At 63.7% G+C, this 22,704-nt stretch carries 20 protein-coding genes and 3 pseudogenes; 9 read left to right on the top strand and 14 right to left on the bottom strand.

Annotation, left to right across the window (positions count from 1 at the left end; all coding sequences use genetic code 11):
- The first annotated feature begins 95 nt into the window (after window positions 1-95).
- The 3 genes from H7K34_RS07880 (at window position 96) to H7K34_RS07870 (ending at window position 3,674) form a co-directional block, all read left to right on the top strand.
- Entirely contained in the window at window positions 96-1,226 is a 1,131-nt protein-coding gene (locus H7K34_RS07880) for an acyltransferase family protein (protein ID WP_264061314.1), read from the top strand.
- A gap of 183 nt (window positions 1,227-1,409) precedes the next feature.
- Entirely contained in the window at window positions 1,410-2,486 is a 1,077-nt protein-coding gene (locus H7K34_RS07875) for an acyltransferase family protein (protein WP_264061313.1), read from the top strand.
- Between the two features lie 75 nt (window positions 2,487-2,561).
- The gene (locus tag H7K34_RS07870) at window positions 2,562-3,674 is read left to right on the top strand and encodes an acyltransferase family protein (protein ID WP_264061311.1); all 1,113 of its coding nucleotides are present in this window, start codon (window positions 2,562-2,564) and stop codon (window positions 3,672-3,674) included.
- A gap of 207 nt (window positions 3,675-3,881) precedes the next feature.
- On the opposite strand, the gene H7K34_RS07865 is transcribed toward H7K34_RS07870, so the two are convergent.
- Window positions 3,882-4,811, bottom strand: coding sequence for a metallophosphoesterase family protein (locus H7K34_RS07865; RefSeq protein ID WP_264061310.1), 930 nt, complete (start codon window positions 4,809-4,811; stop codon window positions 3,882-3,884).
- Window positions 4,808-5,218, bottom strand: coding sequence for a cupredoxin domain-containing protein (locus H7K34_RS07860; protein ID WP_264061309.1), 411 nt, complete (start codon window positions 5,216-5,218; stop codon window positions 4,808-4,810). Before H7K34_RS07860 ends, H7K34_RS07865 begins: the two co-directional genes overlap by 4 nt.
- Before the next feature lie 299 nt (window positions 5,219-5,517).
- Between H7K34_RS07860 and H7K34_RS07855 the strand changes: the two are divergent.
- Window positions 5,518-6,658 (top strand): annotated as a pseudogene (locus H7K34_RS07855) (acyltransferase family protein).
- A 100-nt stretch (window positions 6,659-6,758) separates the two neighbouring features.
- Entirely contained in the window at window positions 6,759-7,904 is a 1,146-nt protein-coding gene (locus H7K34_RS07850; protein WP_264061308.1) for an acyltransferase family protein, read from the top strand.
- On the opposite strand, the pseudogene H7K34_RS07845 reads toward H7K34_RS07850, so the two are convergent.
- Window positions 7,861-7,980 (bottom strand): annotated as a pseudogene (locus H7K34_RS07845) (Rieske (2Fe-2S) protein); the annotation flags it as partial. The gene H7K34_RS07850 and the pseudogene H7K34_RS07845 overlap by 44 nt on opposite strands.
- Before the next feature lie 12 nt (window positions 7,981-7,992).
- Between H7K34_RS07845 and H7K34_RS07840 the strand changes: the two are divergent.
- Window positions 7,993-8,335 (top strand): annotated as a pseudogene (locus H7K34_RS07840) (acyltransferase family protein); the annotation flags it as partial.
- A gap of 35 nt (window positions 8,336-8,370) precedes the next feature.
- Here the strand turns inward: H7K34_RS07840 and H7K34_RS07835 are convergent.
- On the bottom strand, window positions 8,371-9,783 hold the full coding sequence (locus H7K34_RS07835; RefSeq protein ID WP_264061307.1) for an NAD(P)-binding protein: 1,413 nt from the start codon (window positions 9,781-9,783) through the stop codon (window positions 8,371-8,373).
- A 120-nt stretch (window positions 9,784-9,903) separates the two neighbouring features.
- Here H7K34_RS07835 and H7K34_RS07830 point away from each other — a divergent pair, with 120 nt between their 5' ends.
- Genes H7K34_RS07830 through mmsB form a run of 3 tightly spaced genes read left to right on the top strand, consistent with a single transcriptional unit; the run spans window position 9,904 to window position 13,493 of the window.
- The gene (locus tag H7K34_RS07830) at window positions 9,904-11,424 is read left to right on the top strand and encodes a CoA-acylating methylmalonate-semialdehyde dehydrogenase (protein WP_264061306.1); all 1,521 of its coding nucleotides are present in this window, start codon (window positions 9,904-9,906) and stop codon (window positions 11,422-11,424) included.
- 4 nt (window positions 11,425-11,428) lie between these two features.
- Window positions 11,429-12,589, top strand: coding sequence for an acyl-CoA dehydrogenase family protein (locus H7K34_RS07825; protein WP_264061305.1), 1,161 nt, complete (start codon window positions 11,429-11,431; stop codon window positions 12,587-12,589).
- 10 nt (window positions 12,590-12,599) lie between these two features.
- Complete coding sequence (gene mmsB, locus H7K34_RS07820) at window positions 12,600-13,493, top strand: 3-hydroxyisobutyrate dehydrogenase (RefSeq protein WP_264061304.1); 894 nt, start codon at window positions 12,600-12,602, stop codon at window positions 13,491-13,493.
- A 1-nt stretch (window position 13,494) separates the two neighbouring features.
- Here mmsB and H7K34_RS07815 read toward each other — a convergent pair whose 3' ends face one another.
- From H7K34_RS07815 to secY, 10 genes are all read right to left on the bottom strand, one after another.
- Window positions 13,495-13,995, bottom strand: a complete 501-nt coding sequence (locus H7K34_RS07815; protein ID WP_108921114.1) for a MarR family winged helix-turn-helix transcriptional regulator — start codon at window positions 13,993-13,995, stop codon at window positions 13,495-13,497.
- Window positions 13,996-14,054: 59 nt separating this feature from the next.
- Window positions 14,055-15,092 carry a pyridoxal phosphate-dependent aminotransferase gene (locus H7K34_RS07810; protein ID WP_264061303.1) on the bottom strand — a complete coding sequence of 346 codons (1,038 nt, stop codon included), beginning with the start codon at window positions 15,090-15,092 and terminating at the stop codon, window positions 14,055-14,057.
- Window positions 15,092-16,111 carry a 3-oxoacyl-ACP synthase III family protein gene (locus tag H7K34_RS07805; RefSeq protein ID WP_264061302.1) on the bottom strand — a complete coding sequence of 340 codons (1,020 nt, stop codon included), beginning with the start codon at window positions 16,109-16,111 and terminating at the stop codon, window positions 15,092-15,094. The genes H7K34_RS07810 and H7K34_RS07805 overlap by 1 nt, the downstream gene beginning before the upstream one ends.
- Before the next feature lie 7 nt (window positions 16,112-16,118).
- Window positions 16,119-16,766: an SRPBCC family protein gene (locus tag H7K34_RS07800; RefSeq protein WP_264061301.1), complete on the bottom strand. Its 648-nt coding sequence runs from the start codon at window positions 16,764-16,766 to the stop codon at window positions 16,119-16,121.
- Window positions 16,744-18,486 (bottom strand): thiamine pyrophosphate-binding protein, encoded by a 1,743-nt coding sequence (locus H7K34_RS07795; RefSeq protein ID WP_264061300.1) that lies wholly within the window; start codon window positions 18,484-18,486, stop codon window positions 16,744-16,746. Before H7K34_RS07795 ends, H7K34_RS07800 begins: the two co-directional genes overlap by 23 nt.
- A gap of 73 nt (window positions 18,487-18,559) precedes the next feature.
- The gene (locus H7K34_RS07790) at window positions 18,560-19,330 is read right to left on the bottom strand and encodes an anti-sigma factor family protein (protein ID WP_272896351.1); all 771 of its coding nucleotides are present in this window, start codon (window positions 19,328-19,330) and stop codon (window positions 18,560-18,562) included.
- A 58-nt stretch (window positions 19,331-19,388) separates the two neighbouring features.
- Complete coding sequence (locus H7K34_RS07785; RefSeq protein ID WP_108921120.1) at window positions 19,389-19,922, bottom strand: sigma-70 family RNA polymerase sigma factor; 534 nt, start codon at window positions 19,920-19,922, stop codon at window positions 19,389-19,391.
- A gap of 52 nt (window positions 19,923-19,974) precedes the next feature.
- A complete protein-coding gene (gene map / locus H7K34_RS07780; protein ID WP_108921121.1) occupies window positions 19,975-20,775 on the bottom strand; it encodes a type I methionyl aminopeptidase in 801 nt (266 codons plus the stop codon).
- Window positions 20,776-20,777: 2 nt separating this feature from the next.
- Window positions 20,778-21,323 carry an adenylate kinase gene (locus tag H7K34_RS07775; protein WP_108921122.1) on the bottom strand — a complete coding sequence of 182 codons (546 nt, stop codon included), beginning with the start codon at window positions 21,321-21,323 and terminating at the stop codon, window positions 20,778-20,780.
- A complete protein-coding gene (gene secY / locus H7K34_RS07770) occupies window positions 21,320-22,645 on the bottom strand; it encodes a preprotein translocase subunit SecY (RefSeq protein WP_264061298.1) in 1,326 nt (441 codons plus the stop codon). Before secY ends, H7K34_RS07775 begins: the two co-directional genes overlap by 4 nt.
- Window positions 22,646-22,704: the final 59 nt, after the last annotated feature.

Genomic DNA, 22,704 nt, shown 5'->3' with positions numbered 1-22,704 from the left:
CCGAGATTGTCGGGGGTTGATCGGCTACCTTGGGCATTCCGTGCGGAAATCTGCCCGACTGCGCGGGGGGTCGACAACAGATACGGATAGTGCAGATGAAGCTTGCGGAGGTTTTCAATCCCCGATGTAACGCGCTGAACCTTTTTCGGTTGGGGCTGGCCTCCGAGGTCATGCTGTTTCACTCCTGGCCGATCACGGGCCACATGCCGCCGCACGCACTGCTCCAGCTGATGTTCGCGGTCGGTGTTGACGGGTTCTTTGCGATCTCGGGATTCCTGATCACCGCAAGTTGGCTCCGCGACCCGCGCGTCCGCGACTATCTCACCGCCCGAGCTCTGCGCATCCTGCCCGGGCTCTACGTCTGCCTGATCATCACCGCGTTCGTGTTCGCCCCGCTCAGCGTCGCGGTTCAGGGTGGTTCGCCCGCGAAACTACTGCTGTCCACCGCGCCGTTCGAATATGTCTTGAAAAACGCCACTCTGGTGTCGGTGCTTCAGTTCGATGTCGCCGGGACGCCGCTGCAGGTCGCATCTCCGGGAGTCTGGAACGCTTCGCTATGGTCCCTCATCTGGGAAGTGCTGTGTTACTTCATGGTTGCCGTTATCGGCATCCTCGGCCTCGCCAATCGCCGATGGGTTTCACCGGCGATCCTGGTGCTCGCGGTCGTTGCAGCGATGTTCTTGCCGCCGCTCACCTTCCCCGGGTCATGGACCATCCCCCAGCTCGCGGTGCGCTCGGCCATCATGTTTTCCGCCGGCGCCCTGACGTATCAGTGGAAAGACGTGATTCCCGCCCGCTGGTCCCTCGTCGCTGCGAGCGTGGTCGTCGTCGCCGCCGCGAGCATGCTGTTGCCCGATTACCGCGTGGTCGCCGCCCTTCCGCTGGCATATACCGTCATCGTTTCGGGTTCGCTGATCCGCAACAAGCGCACGACATTGCGTACGGACCTGTCCTACGGCGTCTACATCTACGCATTTCCTACTCAGCAGCTGCTGGTCGTGCTTGGGCTCGGTGGCCTGCACCCGGCCGTGTTCTTCGTCGTCGCGCTTTGCACTACCCTGCCGCTGGCCGCGATGAGCTGGTTCAGCATCGAAAAACCCTCGATGGCGCTGAAGTCTCGTCTCAAACAGAAGTGGTCTGCTCGAGCCCGCCCCCAAGCTGACGCCCCCTCGGTGGTGGACCCCACTGCCGGGCAGTCGACTCCAGGTAGCCATGGCACACGGTAGCCTGGCCGGCCTGCACTCAAACGAAACCGGTTCGGCTCCAAACAGTCCAAGTCCGGCCGATCCTGGTGGTGCCGCAGTAGAAAACCGCGGCGCCACTCCGGTGACGCGAGTGCAAACAAGGGGCGAATACGCTTAGATGCAAAGACGAATAGCGCCGGGAACACGGACGACTGGTGACAGCCTTTGAAACTCGGGCAAGTACTTGATCCGCGAAGAAATGCGCTGAATGCGTTGCGGCTAGCCATGGCCGCCGAGGTGATCCTCTGGCACTCCTTCGCCGTCACGGGTCGCATCCCGCCGTCCGCGCCGGTACGCCAATTACTGTTCGGGGTGGGGGTCGACGGATTCTTTGCGATCTCGGGGTTCCTCATCACCCGGAGTTGGGTCAACAACCCCCACGTCCGTGACTATCTCGTAGCTCGGATTCTTCGCATCCTGCCCGGGCTCTACGTCTGCCTGGTGGTGACCGCGTTTGTCGTCGCACCGATTGGCGTGGCGATTCAAGGTGGTTCGGCCGCAAAGTTACTCATGTCCCGCGCGCCATTCGAGTTCGTGTTGGAAAACAGCGCGGTAGTGGTGCTCAAGTTCGATGTCGGTGGAACGCCGACCGGAATCCCGTATCCGGGTTTGTGGAACGGTTCGCTGTGGACCCTCATCTATGAGGTGCTGTGCTATGTCGCGGTTCTGCTTCTCGGACTAGCGGGACTGGCTCGTCGCCGCTGGACCTCTGCGGTGGTGTTCGTACTAGCGTTGTGTTTGGCTGCATCCCTTCCGCCCATGACATTCCCGGGGACGTGGACCAATCAGCAGTGCATTGCCCGCTTCGCCATCATGTTCGCGGCCGGCGCACTGCTGTATCAATGGAAAGACGTGATTCCCGCCCGCTGGTCGCTCGTCGCGGTGAGCCTGGTCATGGTTCTCGCGGCCGGCCTACTGCCCGACTACCGTCTGCTTGGCGCTATTCCGCTGGCGTACGCCCTCATCGTTTCCGGTGCGCTCATCCGCAATAAGTACTTGAGGTTGCCGACGGATCTGTCCTATGGCACCTACATTTACGCATTCCCGATCCAACAGCTGCTGGTTATCTGCGGGCTGGTCAGTCTGAATCCATTCGTGTTCGCGATCGTCGCGACGATCGCTACCATGCCGATGGCCGCACTGAGCTGGTTCCTGATAGAGAAGCCGTCGCAGTCGCTGAAAGCGCGACTCAAGCGCAAGCGGTCCGGCGCTGAGCTCACTGAAGTCAGGCGCCCCGCCTAGTCGCTGTCGTTGCTGCGCCAAAGCCTCTGTGCGGACGCCGAACCCATCCCTAAAGTGACGTTATGATGGCGTCACATGGGGGCTGGGACCGTGACGCGACCGCAGACGAAACTGGCGCAGGTGTTCGATCCAAGACGCAACGCGCTGAACGCTTTCCGATTGGCGTTGGCGGCCGAGGTGATCCTGTGGCATTCCTTCCCCGTCACGGGCCATAGCGTGTCGTCCAAGCCGGTTCTCCAGCTTCTCTTCTCGGTCGGGGTTGACGGCTTCTTTGCGCTTTCCGGATTCTTGATCACATCGAGTTGGCTTCGGAACCCGCAACTGCGTGACTATCTGCTGGCTCGAGCTCGGCGCATCCTGCCCGGGCTATATGTCTGCCTGGTGGTAACGGCGTTCGTGTTCGCCCCGCTCAGTCTGGCGATTCAGGGTCGCCCGGTCAGCAAGCTTCTATTATCCAGTGCGCCAGTCGAGTACGTCTTGAAAAACAGCACACTGTTGTCGGCGCTTGCGCTGGGTATCGCCGGCACACCGAGGGGCGTTGCCGACGCCGGCGTCTGGAACGCCTCGGTCTGGACCCTGATGTGGGAGGTGCTGTGCTATCTCGCCGTTGCGGGAATCGGGCTGATCGGACTTGCAAATCGCCGTTGGGTTTCCCTTGCAGTCTTCGCGTTCGCAGTGCTTGGGGCGACATTGTTACCGCCACTCACATTCCCCGGGGAATGGACCAACTTACAGCTGGCCGTGCGCTTTGCGATCATGTTTTCGGCTGGGGCGCTGCTGTATCAGTGGAAAGACGTGATTCCCGCTCGATGGTCGCTCGTCGCGGTGAGCGTGCTCATCGTTTTGGTGTCGAGCCTGCTACCCGACTATCGGGTGGTCGGTGCTCTTCCGCTGGCGTACGCCATCATCGTTTCGGGGTCGCTGATCCGCAATGAGCGGTTGAGATTACGCGCGGACCTGTCTTACGGCACCTACATATATGCATCACCGACTCAGCAGTTGCTGGCCGTAAGTGGCCTTGCCGGTTTGAACCCCTTGCTGTTCTTCGTCATTGCCACCACCGCGACGCTGCCGCTGGCCGCGCTGAGCTGGTTCCTGATCGAGAAGCGCGCACAGTCTCTCAAATCCCGGCTCACATCGAAGCCGAAGTGGTCGGCTCCCGAGCTCTCCGAAACCTCCCGAACCTGACGCCCCAGGGGTAATCGGCCAGCATCCAGAGCAGCCACCACGGACCGCCGAGCGCGATAAGCACGGCAACCGCGAAAGAGACACTGGCCTGGACCAGAAAGCCCATGCCGATCATTGGAATGTTCCGGTAACCATGGACATAGAGGTACGCGTGACTTTCGGCGCTGCCGAGCAAAGACACGGCGAAGCCGATCCGGAGCAGGAGATTCATTGCAGCCGCTGTTCTTTCAAAGCCAATGCGGTCTCACCCTTGGTGTAGCTGACCTCGCGAATGCCGAGCGCGTCGTACAGCTTTCCGGCCGGCAGCGTGATCGGCTTGGGTGCTGGCCCGTCGCCGGGATGGGGCAGCGGATAGGCGGTTGTCGTCCCGCTGTAGAACGAGACGTTGCCTTCGGTCTTGGAAAACAATTGGTGGACATGCCCGTTGATACACGTCACCGAGGCGAATCGGCGCAGATAACTGAGCGCCTGGGTCGCGTCGTCGGTACCCCAGCCCCAATCCGGGTACATCGCGAACAACGGGATGTGGCTGAACACGATGATCGGTGTATCGCTCGACAGTCCCGCGACATCCTTCTCGACAAACTCCAGCTGATCAACCCCAAGGTGCCCGAGCTTGCGCAGATTCAACGTATTGACCAGCGCGATCACGTGAACGCCGGCAGTGTCGAAGCTGTACAAACCATCCCCCACCGATCCCGCACCGAAGGCGCTTCGGTACTTCTGCCCCGCATCGTCGACCGAGTCATGCTCGCCCGGCACGGTGAACACGTGCGCCGTCCTCAGGCCGCTCATCATCTGCTTGACCTGGTCGAACTGGCCGGGACTGGACAAGTGGGTGAGGTCGCCGGTGTGAATCACGAAATCCGGTGTGTAGCTGAGGTTGTTGACCTGGTCGATTGCGTGACCGAACGTGTCGGACACGTCCGGATTGGGCGCGCCGGTGAAGCCGATGTGACTGTCGCTGATCTGAGCGAACCGCAAGGCGGGCAGGGCTTTTGCGCGCTCGGCCGCCTCGGCACCGGCGACCTGTGAGATCACCTCACCGGCGGCCACAGAGAACCCGACCGCCGCGCCGAACCATGCCGTGTGCCGGATCAACTGGCGGCGATTCATCGCGTTCGGACCGTGGTTCATTGGGTCACCACCACGGTGCCGTGCATCATCGGGTGAATCGAGCAGACATAGTCGAAAGTTCCTGCGGTGGAGAAGATGTGGGTGAAGGTGGCCCCTGTCCCCATGCCGGGCGAATGAAGCGAGCCGTCGCTTGCGGCCACCGTGTGGGGTTCTTCGTCGCGATTGGTCCAGGTGACCGTGGTGCCCGCGCTGACCGTCAGGGTCGCGGGTGCAAACGCGAAACCATCGATAGCGACCTCGTTACCATTCGCCGCTGACGGCGGTGCCGTGATCAACGGCGTTGCACCGGCATCCGGGGCCATCATGACCGACGGATGCGCCTCGGGCTTCGTTACCGAGCACCCGGCCAGCAATAGCAGGCCGGTCGCGAACGACGCCCGGCATTTTCGCAACATGGAGATAGGCATAACGACCCTCCCGGGGGCGGTGGAACTGTCGCCAACAGATAGGAGGAGTGGTTACACCGTTAGGCCGGTTGGGCAACACTTCTGGGAATCGGTAGTTGATCCTCGGGATAGGGACCGTATACGATGATCGGATCGTATATGATCGACGATCGGCGCCGAAACTCATCCGGCGGGGGACCGACGGATAGAGGCGGGTGGATGATAAGGGCTCAAGTTTTCGATGTCCGAATTGATGCACTGAAGACAAGGTCTAGATTCACGGCGCTGAATCCGAGAGCCAAAATGGCTGGTGCCGGCATATGAAACTCGGGCGGATATTCGATCCACGAAAAAAATGCACTGAATGCATTGCGGCTGATGCTAGCCGCCGAAGTGATCTTCTGGCACTCCTTCGGCATCACAGGTAACGTCGTGGCGCTGGTGCAGGTACGGCAAATGCTGTTCACGTTGGGCGTCGATGGGTTCTTTGTGATCTCGGGCTTCCTCATCACCGCCAGCTGGATCAACCATCCACGAGTCCGTGACTATCTCATAGCTCGGTGTCTGCGCATCCTTCCCGGGTTCTACGTTTGCCTGATCGTCGTCGCCTTCGTATTCGCGCCGATAGGTGTGACGATTCAGGGCGGTTCAGCCGCAAAGCTGCTATCGTCCGGCGCGCCGTTAGAATTCGTCTTGGAAAACAGCGCAATAGTGGTGCTCAAGTTCGATGTGGGCGGAACGCCGGCCGGAATCCCATATCCGGGCATGTGGAACGGATCGCTGTGGACCCTCATCTTCGAGGTGCTGTGCTACGTCGGCGTCGCACTCCTGGGAATTGCGGGGCTGGCTCATCGCCGATGGACTTCTGCGGTGGTATTGGCACTGGCACTGGTACTGGCTGCGTGTTTGCCGCCCATGACATTCCCCGGAACTTGGAGCATGCCGCAGTGCCTTGCGCGCTTCGCCATCATGTTTGCCGCCGGCGCTGTCATGTATCAGTGGAAAGACGTGATTCCCGCTCGATGGTCACTCGTCGCGGTGAGTGTTGTTGTTGTTCTCGCGGCCGGCCTACTGCCCGACTACCGTCTAGTCGGCGCTATACCGCTGGCGTACGCCCTCATCGTTTCCGGCGCGCTGATCCACAATAAGCACTTGAGGTTACCGACGGATCTGTCCTACGGCACCTACATCTACGCATTCCCGATCCAACAGTTGCTGGCTATCTGCGGTCTTGCCAGTCTGAATCCATTCGTATTCACGATCATTGCGACGATCGCGACCATGCCGATGGCCGCACTGAGCTGGTTTCTGATCGAAAAGCCCGCACTGTCTCTCAAATCTCGACTCACGAGGAGGTGGTCTGAGGCCCAGCTCTCCGAAGCCGCCGAACCCGACACCAGCGGGGCAGCTGGTAAGCCTCTCTACCCGCTTTTACCGTCGAAGCCGGAATCGACTGTCTGAGGCACTCGGGAACCGACCTGGTGGCGGAGGACGGGTGCGGGCACGATTACCCGGGTGGCAGGGACGGCCAGTAACAATGAATAAAGGCTGGTAACGACGAATGAAGCTTGGGCAGATATTCGATTCACACCGCAATGCATTGAATGCGATGCGGTTGATCATGGCCTCCGAAGTGATCTTCTGTCATTCCTTCGTGCTTCCCGGTCACGTCCTTCCGCCCGCGCCCCTACTACAACTCATGTCTGACGTCGGCGTCGACGGATTCTTTGCGCTGTCGGGCTTCCTCATCACCGCAAGTTGGCTCAACCACCCACGAGTCCGTGACTATCTCATAGCTCGCGCTCTGCGCATCCTCCCCGCGTTCTACGTTTGCCTAGTCATCACCGCATTCGTGTTCGCCCCGATCGGTGTGGCGATTCAGGGCGGACCCGCCGGACAGCTGCTCCGATCCAGCGCGCCATTCGACTTCGTGGCGGCGAACAGCGCAGTGTTCATTACGAAGTTGGACGTCGGTGGAACGCCCACAGGGATCCCGATGTCGGGGTATTGGAACGGAAATCTGTGGACCCTCTTCTTTGAGGTGCTGTGCTACCTCGCTGTGGCCGCTCTCGGAATAGCGCGACTGGCTAATCGCCGATGGACTTCTGCGGCAATAGTGGCCGTAGCTACGTTATGCGTTCCGTTCTTGCAACTCTTACCGCCCACCCCGCCCGGGGCTATCAACGGTTACCAAGTCCTGACACGCTTCGCCCTCATGTTCGCCGCCGGTGCCGTGATGTACCAGTGGAAACACGTCATTCCCGCCCGATGGTCGCTCGTCGCAGTAAGTGTGATTATCGTTCTCGCGGCCAGCCTGCTGCCCGACTATCGTCTTGTCGGCGCTCTTCCACTGGCGTATGCCGTCGTCGTTCCTGGCGCGCTCATCCGCAACAAGCACTTGAGGTTGCCAACGGATCTGTCGTATGGCTTCTACATTTACGGATTCCCAGTCCAGCAGGTATTGGTGATCAGCGGGCTGATCAATCTCAATCCGTTTGCATTCGCCGTCATTTCGACGATAGCTACCCTGCCGTTGGCCGCACTGAGCTGGTTCGTCATCGAAAAGCCCGCAATGTCTCTCAAATCTCGACTCAAGAAGAAATGGGCTACCGCCGAGGCCGGCCGACCTGATGCCCCAGTGTCCACGGCAACACAAAGACCGCTTAGGCAGACCGTTCGGGGTTCGGCGGAGCGAATACCTCGATGACCCCGTCGACCTCGCGAACCATCAATGCGGGCAACGGCTTTGGCGCGATCGGCAGTTGATGGGTAAGTACTTCCCCCGCGGGAGAGAGGTAGCCGCTGCCATTCCGCTGGCGTACGCCATCGTCGTTTCGGGATCGCTCATCCACAACAGGCGCTTGAGTCTGCGTACGGATCTGCCCTATGGCATGTACATCTATTCATATCCCTCAACAGATGCTGGCCGTCTGCGGGCTTGCCGGCTTGAATACGTTCGCGTTCTTTGTCCTTGGCGTGATCACTACCCTGCCACTAGCCGCGCTGAGCTGGTTCTTGGTGGAGAAGCCGGCGCTATCATGCAAGTCTCACCTCAAGCACAAGTGGGCCGCCGATGACCGCGATGTGGCGGTCCGCGTCGGCGGTCAGCCAGTTTCAAAAGTTCTCGGGTCCGGCTAGTTAGACCTCGCGAATTATCTTTGCAAGCGCCGGCTTTAGTGCGACACGGATGCTTCGTCGACGACCAGGTCGTCGAGCTTCGCCGCGGTGGCGGACAGGACGGTTTTGGCGACCCCTAGTATCCGATCGCGCACCCGGGGCTTGGCCGAGGCCGGCGGAAGCAGCTGGCCCACCAGATGACCGAACAGATCCAGGCGCGAGGCGGACAGCCAGGCCGTCAAGCCGGGGTCGTCGAACCAGCGCAGTTGATTGCCGTAGTCGGCCAGGGCGAGGCGCAGCCAGTCCAGGTCGGTGTCGGGGTGCGGCAACGGCACGCACAGTTGGTTGCGGGTGGGGTCATCCGAGTACGCCGCCTCCACGTGAGCGATCAGCGACGCGCTGAATATCTGTTGGCATCCGCGCACGCTTTGCAGCGTGATGTGGCCGGCATCGAAAATCGGAGCAGCAGGGCGCTTTTCGGCGCCGTCGGCGGTGCAGTCGACGTAGAGAGCGTCCCCGTCCATTGCCCGTACGCCGCCCTCGAGAATCATCTGGTCGCTCTCGACCTTGCACAGGTGACCCATCCGGACGACGTCGTCGATGCGGCGCAGCTGGTCGAGCTCGGCCTGGGTGACGGTCGCGCAGCGGTACATGGTGGGCCGGACCGCCGGGTCGATCCGCAGCAGGGTGCCGGCGTCCTCGAGCCGGGCGAACAGATCGTCGGATGACGTGGCGTCCCTGATCGCGCGCAGCTGTGCGATGAAGCCGGCTTTGATCCGATCGGCGAACATCGAGCCGGGCTGCATTGTCGCGCGATCCAGCAACCAGGAGTCGCGGGGCATGATCCAGGTCAGCCGTTGCGGCGCGATGCCATGGCCCAGCAGCCATAGGCAGGTGTCGATGCCGGTCTTTCCGGCCCCGACCACGACATAGCGCTTGTGGGCGGTGCGGCTGGGCAGGTCATTGGGTGGGACGCAGGCGATACCCGGCGCGACCGGGTAGGGCGGCGGCCGCATCGCGGGCACCGTCACCCGCATGTAGGTGGCATCGACGACCCGGTGCGCCACGTCAACGGTGTAGTCGCCACCCGCCAGCGTGACGAACCGGCCCGCGCCGCGGTATTCGCTCATCGGGAAATAGCGGACCCGCCCGGTCGGCACCAGCTGCTGGCGCATCACGTGGTCGTAATAGGCGCAGACTTCCCCGGAGGTCGCCAACTCGTAAAGCCCTTCGTTCCAACCGGCCTGGTCGACGGTGTCGCGGCCGAGCCGAAGCGAGTTGACGCCGTAGAACACCGAAGGCTGATGCAACCGGACGAACGGGTAAGCGGCGGTCCAATGGCCACCTGGCGCGTCGTTGCGGTCCACCACGACGACGCTGGCCTCTGTCTCAGAGACCAGCGTGTCGACGAACGCCATGCCCATGGCACCCGCGCCGATGACCAGGTAATCGGCTTCGATACTGTGCATACCAGCCTCAACGCTAGCCCGCGCGGTAGCGACAGGTAACCCACCTTGCCAAGGTCAGAGCCCGGTTACTAGGATATGCAAGTATCCGCTTTCATACGCGAACGACACCCAAGGGCACCCATGACCGCACAGATCCCGCACTTCATCGACGGGAAGCGCGTCGCCGGCCAGTCCACTCGCACGGCCGACGTCTTCAACCCCAGCACCGGCGAGGTGCAGGCGAAAGTACCGATGGCGTCGGCGGCCGACATCGATGCCGCGGTGTCATCGGCGGTTGAGGCCCAAAAAGGCTGGGCCGCAACGAATCCGCAGCGCCGCGCGCGGGTGATGATGAAGTTCATCGAGCTGGTCAACAAGAACATGGACGAGCTGGCCGAGCTGCTGTCCCTGGAGCACGGCAAGACCGTTCCCGACGCCCGCGGCGACATTCAGCGCGGCATCGAGGTGATCGAGTTCGCTATCGGCATCCCGCACCTGCTCAAGGGCGAATACAGCGAGGGTGCCGGCCCGGGTATCGATGTCTACTCGCTGCGCCAGCCGCTGGGCGTGGTCGCGGGCATCACCCCGTTCAACTTCCCGGCGATGATTCCGTTGTGGAAGGCCGGTCCCGCCCTGGCTTGTGGAAACGCATTCGTACTCAAGCCAAGTGAGCGCGACCCGTCGGTGCCGGTGCGCCTGGCCGAGCTCTTTCTCGAAGCCGGTCTGCCGCCCGGGGTATTCCAGGTCGTCCATGGTGACAAAGAAGCCGTGGACGCGATCCTGCACCACCCCGACATCAAGGCGGTCGGCTTCGTCGGCAGCTCCGACATCGCGCACTACATCTATTCGACGGCCGCGGCCCACGACAAGCGGTCGCAGTGCTTCGGCGGCGCCAAGAACCACATGATCGTGATGCCCGACGCGGATCTCGACCAGGCCGTCGACGCGCTGATCGGTGCCGGGTACGGCAGCGCCGGCGAGCGCTGCATGGCGATCAGCGTCGCGGTGCCCGTCGGTAAACAGACCGCGGACCGGTTGCGCGCCAGGCTGGTTGAGCGGATCAACCAGCTGCGGGTCGGCCACAGCCTGGATCCCAAGGCCGACTACGGCCCACTGGTCACCGAGGCCGCACTGGCGCGGGTGCGCAATTACATCGACCAGGGTGTGGCGGCGGGCGCCGAGATCGTGGTTGACGGTCGCGAGCGGCGCAGCGACGACCTGACATTCGGTGACGCCAACCTCGAAGGCGGCTTCTTCATCGGGCCGACCTTGTTCGACCACGTGACTACCGACATGACGATCTACACCGAAGAGATCTTCGGCCCGGTGTTGTGCATTGTGCGGGCCCACGACTACGAAGAAGCGTTGCGACTGCCGTCCGAGCACGAATACGGCAACGGCGTCGCGGTGTTCACCCGCGACGGCGACGCCGCGCGCGACTTCGTGTCGCGCGTGGAGGTGGGCATGGTCGGCGTCAACGTGCCGATCCCGGTCCCGGTGGCCTATCACACCTTCGGCGGCTGGAAGCGCTCCGGCTTCGGCGACCTCAACCAGCACGGCCCGGCATCGATCCAGTTCTACACCAAGGTCAAGACCGTGACGTCGCGATGGCCGTCCGGCATCAAGGATGGCGCCGAATTCTCCATCCCGACAATGGATTAGGTTCATGTTCGCCCTGAACGACGACGAGCGCGTCATCACCGAGACGGCAGCCGCATTCGCCGCCAAGCGGATTGCTCCGTATGCGCTGGAATGGGAGGCGGCCAAGCACTTCCCCACCGAGGTGTTGCGCGAGGCCGCCGAACTCGGGATGGCGGCGATCTATTGCCGCGATGACGTCGGCGGCAGTGGCCTGCGCCGACTCGACGGGGTTCGGATCTTCGAGCAGCTCGCCATCGCCGATCCCACCACCGCCGCCTTCCTATCGATCCACAACATGTGCGCGTGGATGATCGACAGCTTCGGCACCGACGAACAGCGCAAAGAGTGGATACCGCGGCTGGCGCCACTGGATGTCATCGCCAGCTACTGCCTGACCGAGCCCGGCGCCGGATCCGACGCCAGCGCATTGAGCACCCGCGCTGTCAAGCAGGGCGGCGACTACGTGCTCGACGGCGTCAAGCAGTTCATCTCCGGCGCGGGCGCCTCGGACGTGTACGTGGTGATGGCCCGCACCGGCGGTGAGGGCCCGCGCGGGATTTCGGCTTTCATCATCGAGAAGGACACTGCGGGACTGAGTTTCGGCGCGCTTGAGGACAAGATGGGCTGGCACGCCCAACCCACCGCACAGGTGATTCTGGAGGGCGTCCGGGTTCCCGCCGGGGCGATGCTGGGCGGCGCCGACGGCGAGGGCACCGGCTTCGGCATCGCGATGAACGGCCTCAACGGCGGCCGGCTCAACATCGCGGCGTGCTCGCTCGGCGGTGCGCAGTCGGCCTTCGACAAGGCGGGGGCGTATGTGCGGGATCGGCAGGCGTTCGGCTCCGCACTGCTCGACGAACCGACGATCCGCTTCACCCTGGCCGACATGGCGACCGGCCTGGAGACCTCGCGAATGATGTTGTGGCGGGCGGCAAGTGCGTTGGACGCTAACGACCCCGACAAGGTCGAGCTGTGCGCGATGGCCAAACGCTATGTCACCGACACCTGCTTCGAGGTCGCGGACAAGGCATTGCAGTTACACGGGGGCTACGGCTACCTGCGCGAGTATGGTCTGGAAAAGATCGTCCGCGATCTTCGGGTGCACCGAATCCTCGAGGGGACCAACGAAATCATGCGGGTCGTGGTCGGTCGCGCCGAGGCCGGACGATTTCGAGTCACCGCTTAGAAGGGCAGCAATGACGGAGCCTTTTAAGATCGCCTTCTTAGGGCTGGGGGACATGGGCGGGCCGATGTCGGCGAATCTGGGAAACGCGGGCCACACCGTTCGCGGATTCGATCCGGTGCCCGCGGCGGCGGCAGCCGCGGCCGAAGGCGGCGTCGAGGTCTTCGACAGCGCTGCCGACGCGGTGGCACAGGCCGACGTGGTGATCACCATGCTGCCCAACGGGGATATCGTCAAACGCTGCTACGCCGAGGTGCTGCCGGCCGCGCACGCCGGCGCGCTGTTCATCGACAGCTCCACAATCTCGGTCAACGACGCCCGCGAGTTGCATGCGCTGGCGCAGTCGCACGGAGTTTCACAGTTGGACGCACCGGTCTCCGGCGGGGTCAAGGGTGCCGTCGCCGGCACGCTGGCATTCATGGTCGGCGGCGACGAGTCCGCGGTGCAACGAGCGCGGCCGGTGCTGGAACCCATGGCGGGCAAGATCATTCACTGTGGCGACGCCGGATCCGGCCAGGCCGCCAAGGTGTGCAACAACATGGTGCTGGCGGTGCAACAGATCGCGATTGGCGAGGCGTTCGTGCTGGCCGAGAAGCTGGGCCTGTCGGCGCAATCGCTGTTCGACGTGATCACCCGCGCGACCGGCAACTGTTGGGCGGTGCACACCAATTGCCCAGTGCCCGGACCGGTTCCGACATCGCCGGCCAACAATGACTTCAAGCCTGGTTTCGCCACCGCGCTGATGAACAAGGATCTGGGTCTGGCGATGGATGCGGTCACGTCAACCGGTTCGACCGCGCCGCTGGGCAGCCACGCCGCCGAAATCTACGCCGAGTTCGTCGCGTCCGATGCCTCCCACGCGGACAAGGATTTCAGCGCCGTCATCGAGATGCTGCGCAACAGCTAAGTCAGAAGTCACCGGCGTTGCGGCGCAACGTTTCAATCGACTCCACCAGTGCCTCCGATTCGGCGCTGCCCATGCCGACATCGGCGAACACCTGCTCGTTGAGCGTGACGGTGGCGTCCTCGACCGTGGAGCGGCCGAGGTCGGTGATCTGCACCAGCGTCGTGCGCCCATCGGTGGGGTGCGGCACCCGCTGGACCAGCCCGTCGGCCTCTAATCGGCGGATCGCGTGGGTCACGCTGGTGACGTGAACCTGCAGCCGGTCGGACGCCTTGGCGATGGGCAGCGCTCCGGTCCGGCTGAACGCCAGCAGCCGCAGCAATTCGTAGCGCGAGAAGCTCAGGTCGTAGGGTCGCAGCGCCGCCTCCACGCGGCCCAGCAGGATCTGATGCGCACGCATCACCGAGGTCACAGCGACCATGCCCTGCGAGACATCACCCCAGCCCGCACGGTCCCAGTTGGTCCGTGCCGCGGCGATCGGGTCACGCTTGTCATCCGGGGCCACGCCTTTTCATACCGCACTTGCGGTCAAAACGCGTCAACCCAGCCCGATTCAGCGTGTGATCATTTACCCACTGCGGCCAGCACCGCCAGCGTGGATGCGCGGCTGCCCACGGTAATCCGCGCGCCGCCACCCGGATAGCAGCGCACTCGAAGCCCGCTGTCGGCGAACATCTCACTCCACTGGCGATCCTGCCCATCCCTTGACGGCAGGTACATGAAGTTTGCGTGCGCATCGGTGGTGTACACCCCGAGCGCGCTCAATCGCATCCGGAGATAGCGCCGCTCGGAGGTGATCATTCGGATTCGTTGTAGCAGTTCGTCTTCAGCGTTGTAGGACGCCGCAACGGCGGGCAAACTGGTCATCGCGACGCCGAACGGCAACTGGTGAGACCACATCGTCGCGGCCAACTCGTCGGCTGCCACCCCGTAACCGATCCGCAGCCCGGCAAGCCCGTACGCCTTGGAAAACGTCCGCACCACCACCACGTTGGGGAATCGCCGCGCCAGCGCCGAGACGTCAATCTGGTGTTCGGGTGCGGCGAATTCGATGTAGGCCTCGTCGAGCAGCACGATGGTTTCGCGCCGCACCCGGCGCAGGAACCGAAACAGGTGCGTCGCCGGCTCCAGGGTGCCGGTGGGGTTGTGCGGCCGGCACACCACCACGACGCGGGCGCTCGCCGCCGCGTCGGCAAGCCGGTCGAGGTCGTTGTGACCGCCCTTGTCCAGGGGCACCGTCACCGAATTCAGCCGTGCCATCTGCGCGATGATCGGGTAACCGTCGAAGGTCGGTGTTGCCATCACCATCGTGTCACCCGGAACCGTCAGTGCCTGCAGGGTCTGCAGCACCACACCCGTCGCACCGGCACCGAGCACCACCTGACCCGAGCCGACCCCGATCCGACTCGCGATCAGGTTGCGCAACCGCTCGGGCAGGAACTCCGGGTACCGGTTGGCCGCATCGATCGACTTGACCAACACCGACCGCACCGCCGGAAGCGGAGGAAACGGATTCTCGTTGAGCGACAAGGCGAATGGGTCGATCCCGGGCGCGATCGCCTCGTCGACCTCCGCCGCCGCAGAAGTTGCCAAGGGTCGCATCAGCCTCGCCCGCCCCAGCGCACCGCCGCCGCACCGGCGAAGTCACCGGCATGGGCGAAGCCCGCCATCAGCACCACATCACCGGACTTGAGCTGCCCGTCGGATATCGCACTATCCAGGTTGATCGGGATCCCGGCGCCGAACAGGTTGCCACACTCTTCGAAGGTGTCCCGATGTCGTTCCGGCGGCAGCTCGAGCGCGTCGCGCCAGTTGCGCAGGAACGCCCGGTTGGGCTGGTTGGTCACCATCAGATCGATGTTCTTGGCGGGCAGGCCGATTCGGTCGCACACCGCGAATGCCACCTCGGGAACCTGCCGGTTGCCACGGGCCAGCACCTTGGTGATCTTGCTTTCGGTGAAGCCGATGCTCCCCTCGCCGGGCCCCGACTCCCACCACTTACGCGGCGGGTCGTAGGAAAGCGTCATCTCGCCCGCAAATTCGCCGTAGGTACGGCACTCGACATCCAAAATCGGCGACTGATCGCTCACCGTGACCAGTCCGACCGCGGCGCCGTCGCCGGGCACCGCCGACTGCGCCTTGCGGCGAATCGTGGGCTGGTCGAAGAATTGACCGGCCGCGTTCTGCGCGATCGCGATCAGCGCGGTGCGCCCCTCACCCGACGACAGCAGCTTGCGGGCCACGTTGAGCGCCAACACAAACGCGGCACACCCGCCGTTGTTCAGGTCGAGCACCCAGGACGGTCGCAACCCCAGCCGGTGCGCGATGCCGCCGCCCTGCCCGTAGAACGCCATGTCGGGTACCTGGGTGTGGGTGATCAGCACGTCCGCGCCCTCGACGACGTCGTGACCATGCCGCTCGATCAGTCCCTGCACCGCACGCTCGATCATGTCGATCGAACTCTCGTCCGGCGCGACGTGATGACGAAACTTCGGGGCCCGGAACATGACGTTCTCGCGGAGCTCGTCGGATTCGGCGAACTGTGCGTAGTAGTCGGCGGGGATCGGCGCGCCGGGCAGATAGCTGGAGACGTCGATCAGGCTGACGTTGGGCTTATTCATGGCGCGCTCATCTCATCCATTCGGGGGTCACCGGGAGGCCATTACGGTGGCGGTATTCGGCGATTGCTTTGAGGTTGTTCATTTCCAGCAGATGGCCCGCGCCGAACATGTCCCAGAAGTCACCGACCCACACCGGGCGCTGGGTGGGTGCGGTCTCCGGATACGGGTTGCGGTCATAGAACGGGTGATGGCAATTCGTCCACAGCACAACCGAACCCGGCTTGTCGAGGACCACCTGGGCGTCGATGACGCGCATCAGGTAGACCATCCACAGGTGCTTGCCCTGATCCCACGCACAGTGGTAGTCGACGGTGCGGGCCTGCTTGTTCGCGACGGTGCGCGTGTAGATCTCGGTCTCCGAGCCGAGCCGGTCGTAGGCCAGCCACAGACCGGGTTCGTCGGTCCGGGTGAACCCGCGCAGACTGTAGGTCCACTCTTCCAGGCTGCGGGTGTCCGACAGGTACTCGTACAGCTCGTCGGGCGGGCAGTCGATGTAGTTGTTCACGGTGCAGTATTCGCCGAACACCTGATCGTGCGGGTAGACCGACCGCATCATGTCCATGATGATCGGCGTGGCCTGCTCTCTAGGGCTGGTTTCGATGCGAGTGACCCCATCGATGACGTCAGGAATATCAACAAGTGCTGGCAGCGACATTGGTGCACGTCTCCTTAGCCGTGGGAATCTCTTCAAGGGCAATAGGTTCGGTCTTCCCCGCGAAGAGGAAGGGGGCGAACGGCGGGATCTCGTCGGCGGCGCACTCGACGGTGACCACCGCCGGACCGTCGATGTCGAGCGCCGCGCCCATCGCGGCGGCGAGTCCGTCGGTGTCGCTGACGTCCATCGACGTCAGGCCCGGGAACATCGCCGCCAGCCCGGCACCGAGCCGGCTGGGCCGGAATCGGTTATAGCTGTATAGGTTATCGTAGAACAGCTGCTCGCGGGTCACGCACATGGCGTGCGCGTTGTTGTTGAACAACACGAACGTCACCGGAAGCTGATACTGCACCGCGGTGTGAACTTCCATGCCGTGCATGAAGAATGCGCCGTCGCCGGCGATCACCACGGTGCGCCCCTGCGACCGTCCACTGTTGGGCCGTCCGAAAGCCATTCCAATGCCGGCGCCGAAGCTGTAGCCCATACCGCCCATACCGAGTGCGACCGCATACCTGCCGCCGCGGCGCGCCGACAGGTAGTGCACGGCGGACGCACCGGTGTTGCCCGCGTCGACCACGATGTCGGCCCCGTCGGGCAACACGCCGTCGAGCACCCTCATCGCGTCGCGGTAGCGCACACCTTCGCCGACCCACGACGGAGGCGTCAGTTCGCAGCGACGCACGATGTCGGGAACCCGCACGCCCGTGGGGCACCCGCTGCCGGACAGGGCCTCGGTCAGCATCCGCAGCGAGGTGCGCAGGTCGTCGGTGTGCACGTGCGCACACGGAACGTACGGCCGCGCAGAGCCGATCGAGACGGTACGCACCCTGGCCAGCGCGTCATCGAGGCCGGTGCGAGCGGTGACCGACAGTCGGGTACCGACCACCAGGCACACGGCGCTGGCAGCCACCGCTTCCGCCACACCAAGGTGACCCATCACGCCGGTTACCCCCAGTGCGGACGAACAGCCGAATCCCGGTGTGCCGGAAGCGTCTTTGGCGTCGGGCACCGTCGCCACCCGGGCGCGTAGCAACGCGCGCAACTCTTCGAGCTCGGTCCGGGCGTCGTCGCGGGCCACCTGCTCACCCGCAATCATGGTGATGGGTCCATCGGCGTTGCGCAGCAACGGGATGATCGGAGCAGGGTTCCCGATCGGCCGCGGATCGGTGGTCAGCTGCCGGGCATCGGCATACACATACGATTTTTGAATATCCTTGGGCAACAATAAGACTGCAGGTCCTCCGGTGCGCGCAGCGGCGACGGCCCGGGACAACGCGGCGCCGATCTCTGCCGGGCGCAGCACCCGCTCGCAATGCACCGATACCGCGGAGAACACCGCCTCGGCATCCAGCGATCCGTTGTTGCCACTGGTGTCCTGAAAGCTACCGCGACCGTCCAAGGTAGTGGGGGTCTGACCCACCAACGCCAATACCGGAACCCGGCTTGTCAGCGACTCCCCCAGGCCTGCAACAAGATTCAGTGCACCGCCGCCTGAGGTCGCGGCCACCACACCCAGACCGGCCCCGCTGCGGCTGTATCCGTCGGCCATCGTGGCAGCGGAGAACTCATGCTTGGCCAGTACTGCGGTGATGCCGGGCCGGAAATGTGCGGCGTCGTAGAGATCTTCGATGTTGGCGCCATCGACACCAAAGATGTGGTCGACGCCGATTGACGCGAGGCATCCGACTATATGGTCAACCACCCGGTGCTTGGAAGGCATCTGCTCACCTAAGTTCGATTGAGACGATGCCTATGGCACGAGTCAGGTGAGCCGACGGTTCACCTGACGGGCATTACAGCGAACGCTGCAACAGAACCTGGCCGCTGTCGGCGGCGACCACTTGCACCGCGGCGATCTGCTCAATCGGCGTCGAGATGCTCGCGGCGGGCGTCGCGGTGTGACCGGGTTCGGCCACCCAGGTCGCCAGCCGAATCTGGCTGCCGTCGCGACCGACCACAACCATCGCCAGGGTGTCATGGTGCGCATACGGCGGAGCCAGGCAGACGCACTTCAAGTTGATGGCCGTCCCCCAATGCTGGCTGGACAACTGCACGGTGGACGTCAGCAGGTTGGTACCCACCTGCGCCATCTCCGATGAGGCAGCCACCGACTGGGCGGGCGGCACCGACGGGGAATGCCCCTGAATGCCGACGAAGACGCCGACCGCCAGCACCGCGGCCGCGGCGGACGAGGCCACCCAGGTGATCGCGCGCGCGCGGCGGCGGCGCCAGGCCACCTTCGCCAGCAACGACGGCAACAACTCGGGTGACATCTCAGGTGTCGCCGGTGGGAGATCTCCCGACTCGGCGATCGCGGCAAATTCTTCACGATCAAGCTGCGAAAGCAGGGCCGGCACTCCACTGAGCTCGGCGACGGCGTTCCGGCATGCCGGGCACTGGGCCATGTGGCCCTCGAACTCGCGGCGGTCGACGGACGACAACGACCCAAGCACGTATGCGGCATCCCACATCGCGTAGCGGTGATCGTCACCCATGATCAGACCAAAAACCTCGTTGTCGCCGGGCGGACCTACACCTCGTAGCGGCGTCTTCATTTCATCCATCTCCTGTCACCCTTCAAGCATTCGGAGCCGATGACCACACGGATTGGTGGTGGGGCTGTCATCGAGTAACTCCGAGTTCCTGCAGAGTGAGCCGCAAAGCCCGCACGGCATAGTGTAGTCGCGACTTCACGGTTCCCTCGGCAATCTCGAGGTCCCCAGCAATCTGTGCGGTGGTCCATCCGCGGTAGTAAGACCGTTCGATGACGGCCCGGTGCTCGACGGAGAGCTGCGTCATCGCTTCGGCGATCAGCAACCGGTCCAGCGCCGCATTGACCTCGTCGGGCGTGGCCTGCTCGGGCGCTCCGTCTTCATCCAGGGAGCCGACCACGTTGCGATACCGTGCGCTGCGCCGATCGTCGATGATCATGTTCCGGGCGACAGTGAACAGCCAGGCACGCGCTGAGCGCTCGGTGTCGCCGACGACTTCCGGATGCTGCCATGCGCGCAGCAGCGTTTCCTGGACGACATCCTCGGCGTGGGCGGCGTCGCCGGTCAGCCGCAGCGCATAGCGCCACAGCACGGCGGCGTGCTCGTCGTAGAGCGCCTTCATCAACGCGGCTTCCGCAGCCGCGGTACCAGCACCCCGAGCCACTCGATCACCTCCTGCCCATTGACACGAGTCGAGTAGGTGTTTAGTTCGAGGTTCAGCTCAGGGTGAGAATGCGGGGCCCGTCGCCGGTGACCGCCACAGTGTGCTCCCAGTGCGCCGCGCGCGACCCATCGGTGGTAGTGACCGTCCAGTCGTCGTCAAGCACCAGCGTTTTGCCTGTTCCAAGCGTCAGCATCGGTTCGATGGCGAGCACCGAACCCAGCGCCAGCAGCGGTCCGCGGCCCGGAGACCCCTCGTTGGGCAGGAACGGGTCCATATGCATCTGCCGCCCGATGCCGTGGCCGCCGTAGCCCTCAACGATCCCGAACGCGCGCCCGTGGCGAACCTCGGCCGCCCGCGTGCCCATTTCGATGGCATGCGCGACGTCGGTCAGCCGGTTACCGGGGATCATTGCCGCTATTCCGGCTTCCAGCGACTCTCGGGTGGCCGAACAGAGCGCCTCGTCGGCGGGATCGAGTGCCCCAACCCCGAACGTGATCGCGGCATCACCATGCCAGCCGTTCAGCACCGCGCCGCAGTCGATGGAGACCAGGTCACCGGGGGCGAGGATCTCGGCCGCGGAGGGGATGCCGTGCACCACCCGGTCGTTCACGGATGCGCAGATCGACGCCGGGTAGCCGTGATAGCCCAGGAACGACGGTGTCGCGCCGGCCTCCCGGATCACCGACTCGGCGATTTCGTCGAGACTCAGCGTCGACGCGCCGCAGACAGCAGCCGCATGAACCGCGCGCAGTGCGAGGGCAACCACCGCACCGGCCGCAGCCATCGCGTCGAGCTCGCCGGCGCTGCGCTGCGGCACTACCTTGCGACTCCGCAACCGCGCCAGCGGGTTCATCGTTACTTGCCCAGCGCCCGCAGCGCGCGGGCGAATACCTCATCCATCGCTCCGATGGCGTCCACGGTCTTCAGTTCGTCGCGGTAGTACTCGAGCAGCGGCGCGGTTTCGTCGCGGTAGACCTTCATCCGGTTGATGATGACCTCATCGGTGTCGTCGGCGCGGCCGCGGCCCTTGAGTCGCTGCAGCAACTCGTCCTCCGACACCCGGAATTCCAGCACCGCGTCGATGTCGGTGCCCCGGCGTCCGAGCATGTCGTGCAGCGCCTTGGCCTGCTCGATCGAGCGGGGATACCCGTCCAGGATGAAGCCGTTCGCCGCGTCCGGTTCATCCAGCCGGCTGTCGACGAGCTGGTTGGTCAACTCCGAGGGCACCAAGTCGCCGGCATCCAGGTAGCGCTTGGCCTCCAGGCCGAGCTTGGTGCCCTGCCCGATGTTGCTCCGAAAGAGATCCCCGGTCGAGATCTGCGGCACCCCGAGCTTCTCGCTGAGCTTTTCTGACTGCGTGCCCTTGCCTGCCCCCGGTGGCCCCAGCAAAACGACTCTCACTTGAGGAACCCTTCGTAGTTGCGCTGCATCAGCTGACTCTCGATCTGTTTGACGGTATCCAACCCGACGCCAATCATGATCAGAACCGCCGTTCCGCCGAATGGCAGATTCTGCACCGCTCCGGCATTGCCGATCTGCAGGAACAGGTTGGGCAGCACCGCGATCGCACCTAGGTAGATCGAGCCCGGGAGGGTAATTCTGCTCAGCACGAAACGCAGATAGTCGGCGGTGGGCTTGCCCGGCCGGATGCCGGGGATGAAGCCGCCGAACTTCTTCATTTCGTCAGCACGCTCGTCGGGATTGAAGGTGATGGACGCGTAGAAGTACGTGAAGAAGATGATGAGCCCGAAGTAGATGCCGATGTAGACCGGATCGCTCGGATCGGACAGATAAGTGCCGACGAACTTGTCCCACCAGCTGTTGCCCACGCCGCCGCTGCCGCTGCGGATCAGCTGCGTGACCAGGTGCGGAATGTAGATCAGCGACGACGCGAAGATCACTGGGATAACACCGGCCTGGTTGACCTTGAGCGGCAGATACGTCGACGTTCCGCCGTACATGCGCCGGCCCACCATGCGCTTGGCGTACTGCACCGGAATCCGGCGCTGGCCCTGCTCGACGAACACTACGCCGACGATGATGATCAGCGCGGCCACCAGGACGGCGGTGAAGATCATGCTGCCGCGGCTGTCCAGGATCGTCTTGCCTTCAGAGGGAATGCGCGCGGCGATACCGACGAAGATCAGCAGCGACATGCCGTTACCGATGCCGCGTTCGGTGATCAGCTCGCCCATCCACATCACCAGCGCCGCGCCACTCGTCATGACCAGCACGATGACGACCAGGGTGAAGATGCTCTGGTCGGAGATGATGTCCAGCGAGCAGCCCTGCAGCAGGCCGCCGTTGGCCGCGAGCGCCACGATGCTGGTGGCCTGGAGAACAGCCAGCGCGATGGCCAGATAACGCGTGTACTGCGTCATCTTGGCCTGGCCGGACTGGCCTTCCTTCCGCAATTCCTCGAACCGCGGGATGACCACGGTGAGCAGCTGCACGATGATGCTGGCGGTGATGTAGGGCATTACGCCGACCGCGAACACCGTGAGCTTGAGCAGCGCTCCACCGGAGAACAGGTTGATCAGCGAGTAGATCTGTCCGGCCTCGCCACCACTGGCCTCTTTAATGCACTGCTGCACGTTCGGGAAGTTCACACCGGGCGACGGCAACGCTGCACCGACGCGATACAGCACGACAATGCCGAGCGTGAAGAGGATCTTCCGTCTCAAGTCAACTGATCGCAGCGACGAGATGAAAGCCGAAAGCACTCTTATCCTCCTGCGCGGCCGGGGGGTAATCCTGCGTTACGCGCGCTCAACACCCGCAG

Source organism: Mycobacterium montefiorense (assembly GCF_025823255.1).
GTDB lineage: Bacteria > Actinomycetota > Actinomycetes > Mycobacteriales > Mycobacteriaceae > Mycobacterium > Mycobacterium montefiorense.
The sequence above is the reverse complement of the archived record's forward strand: the minus strand, read 5'-3'. Positions and strand labels throughout refer to the sequence as shown.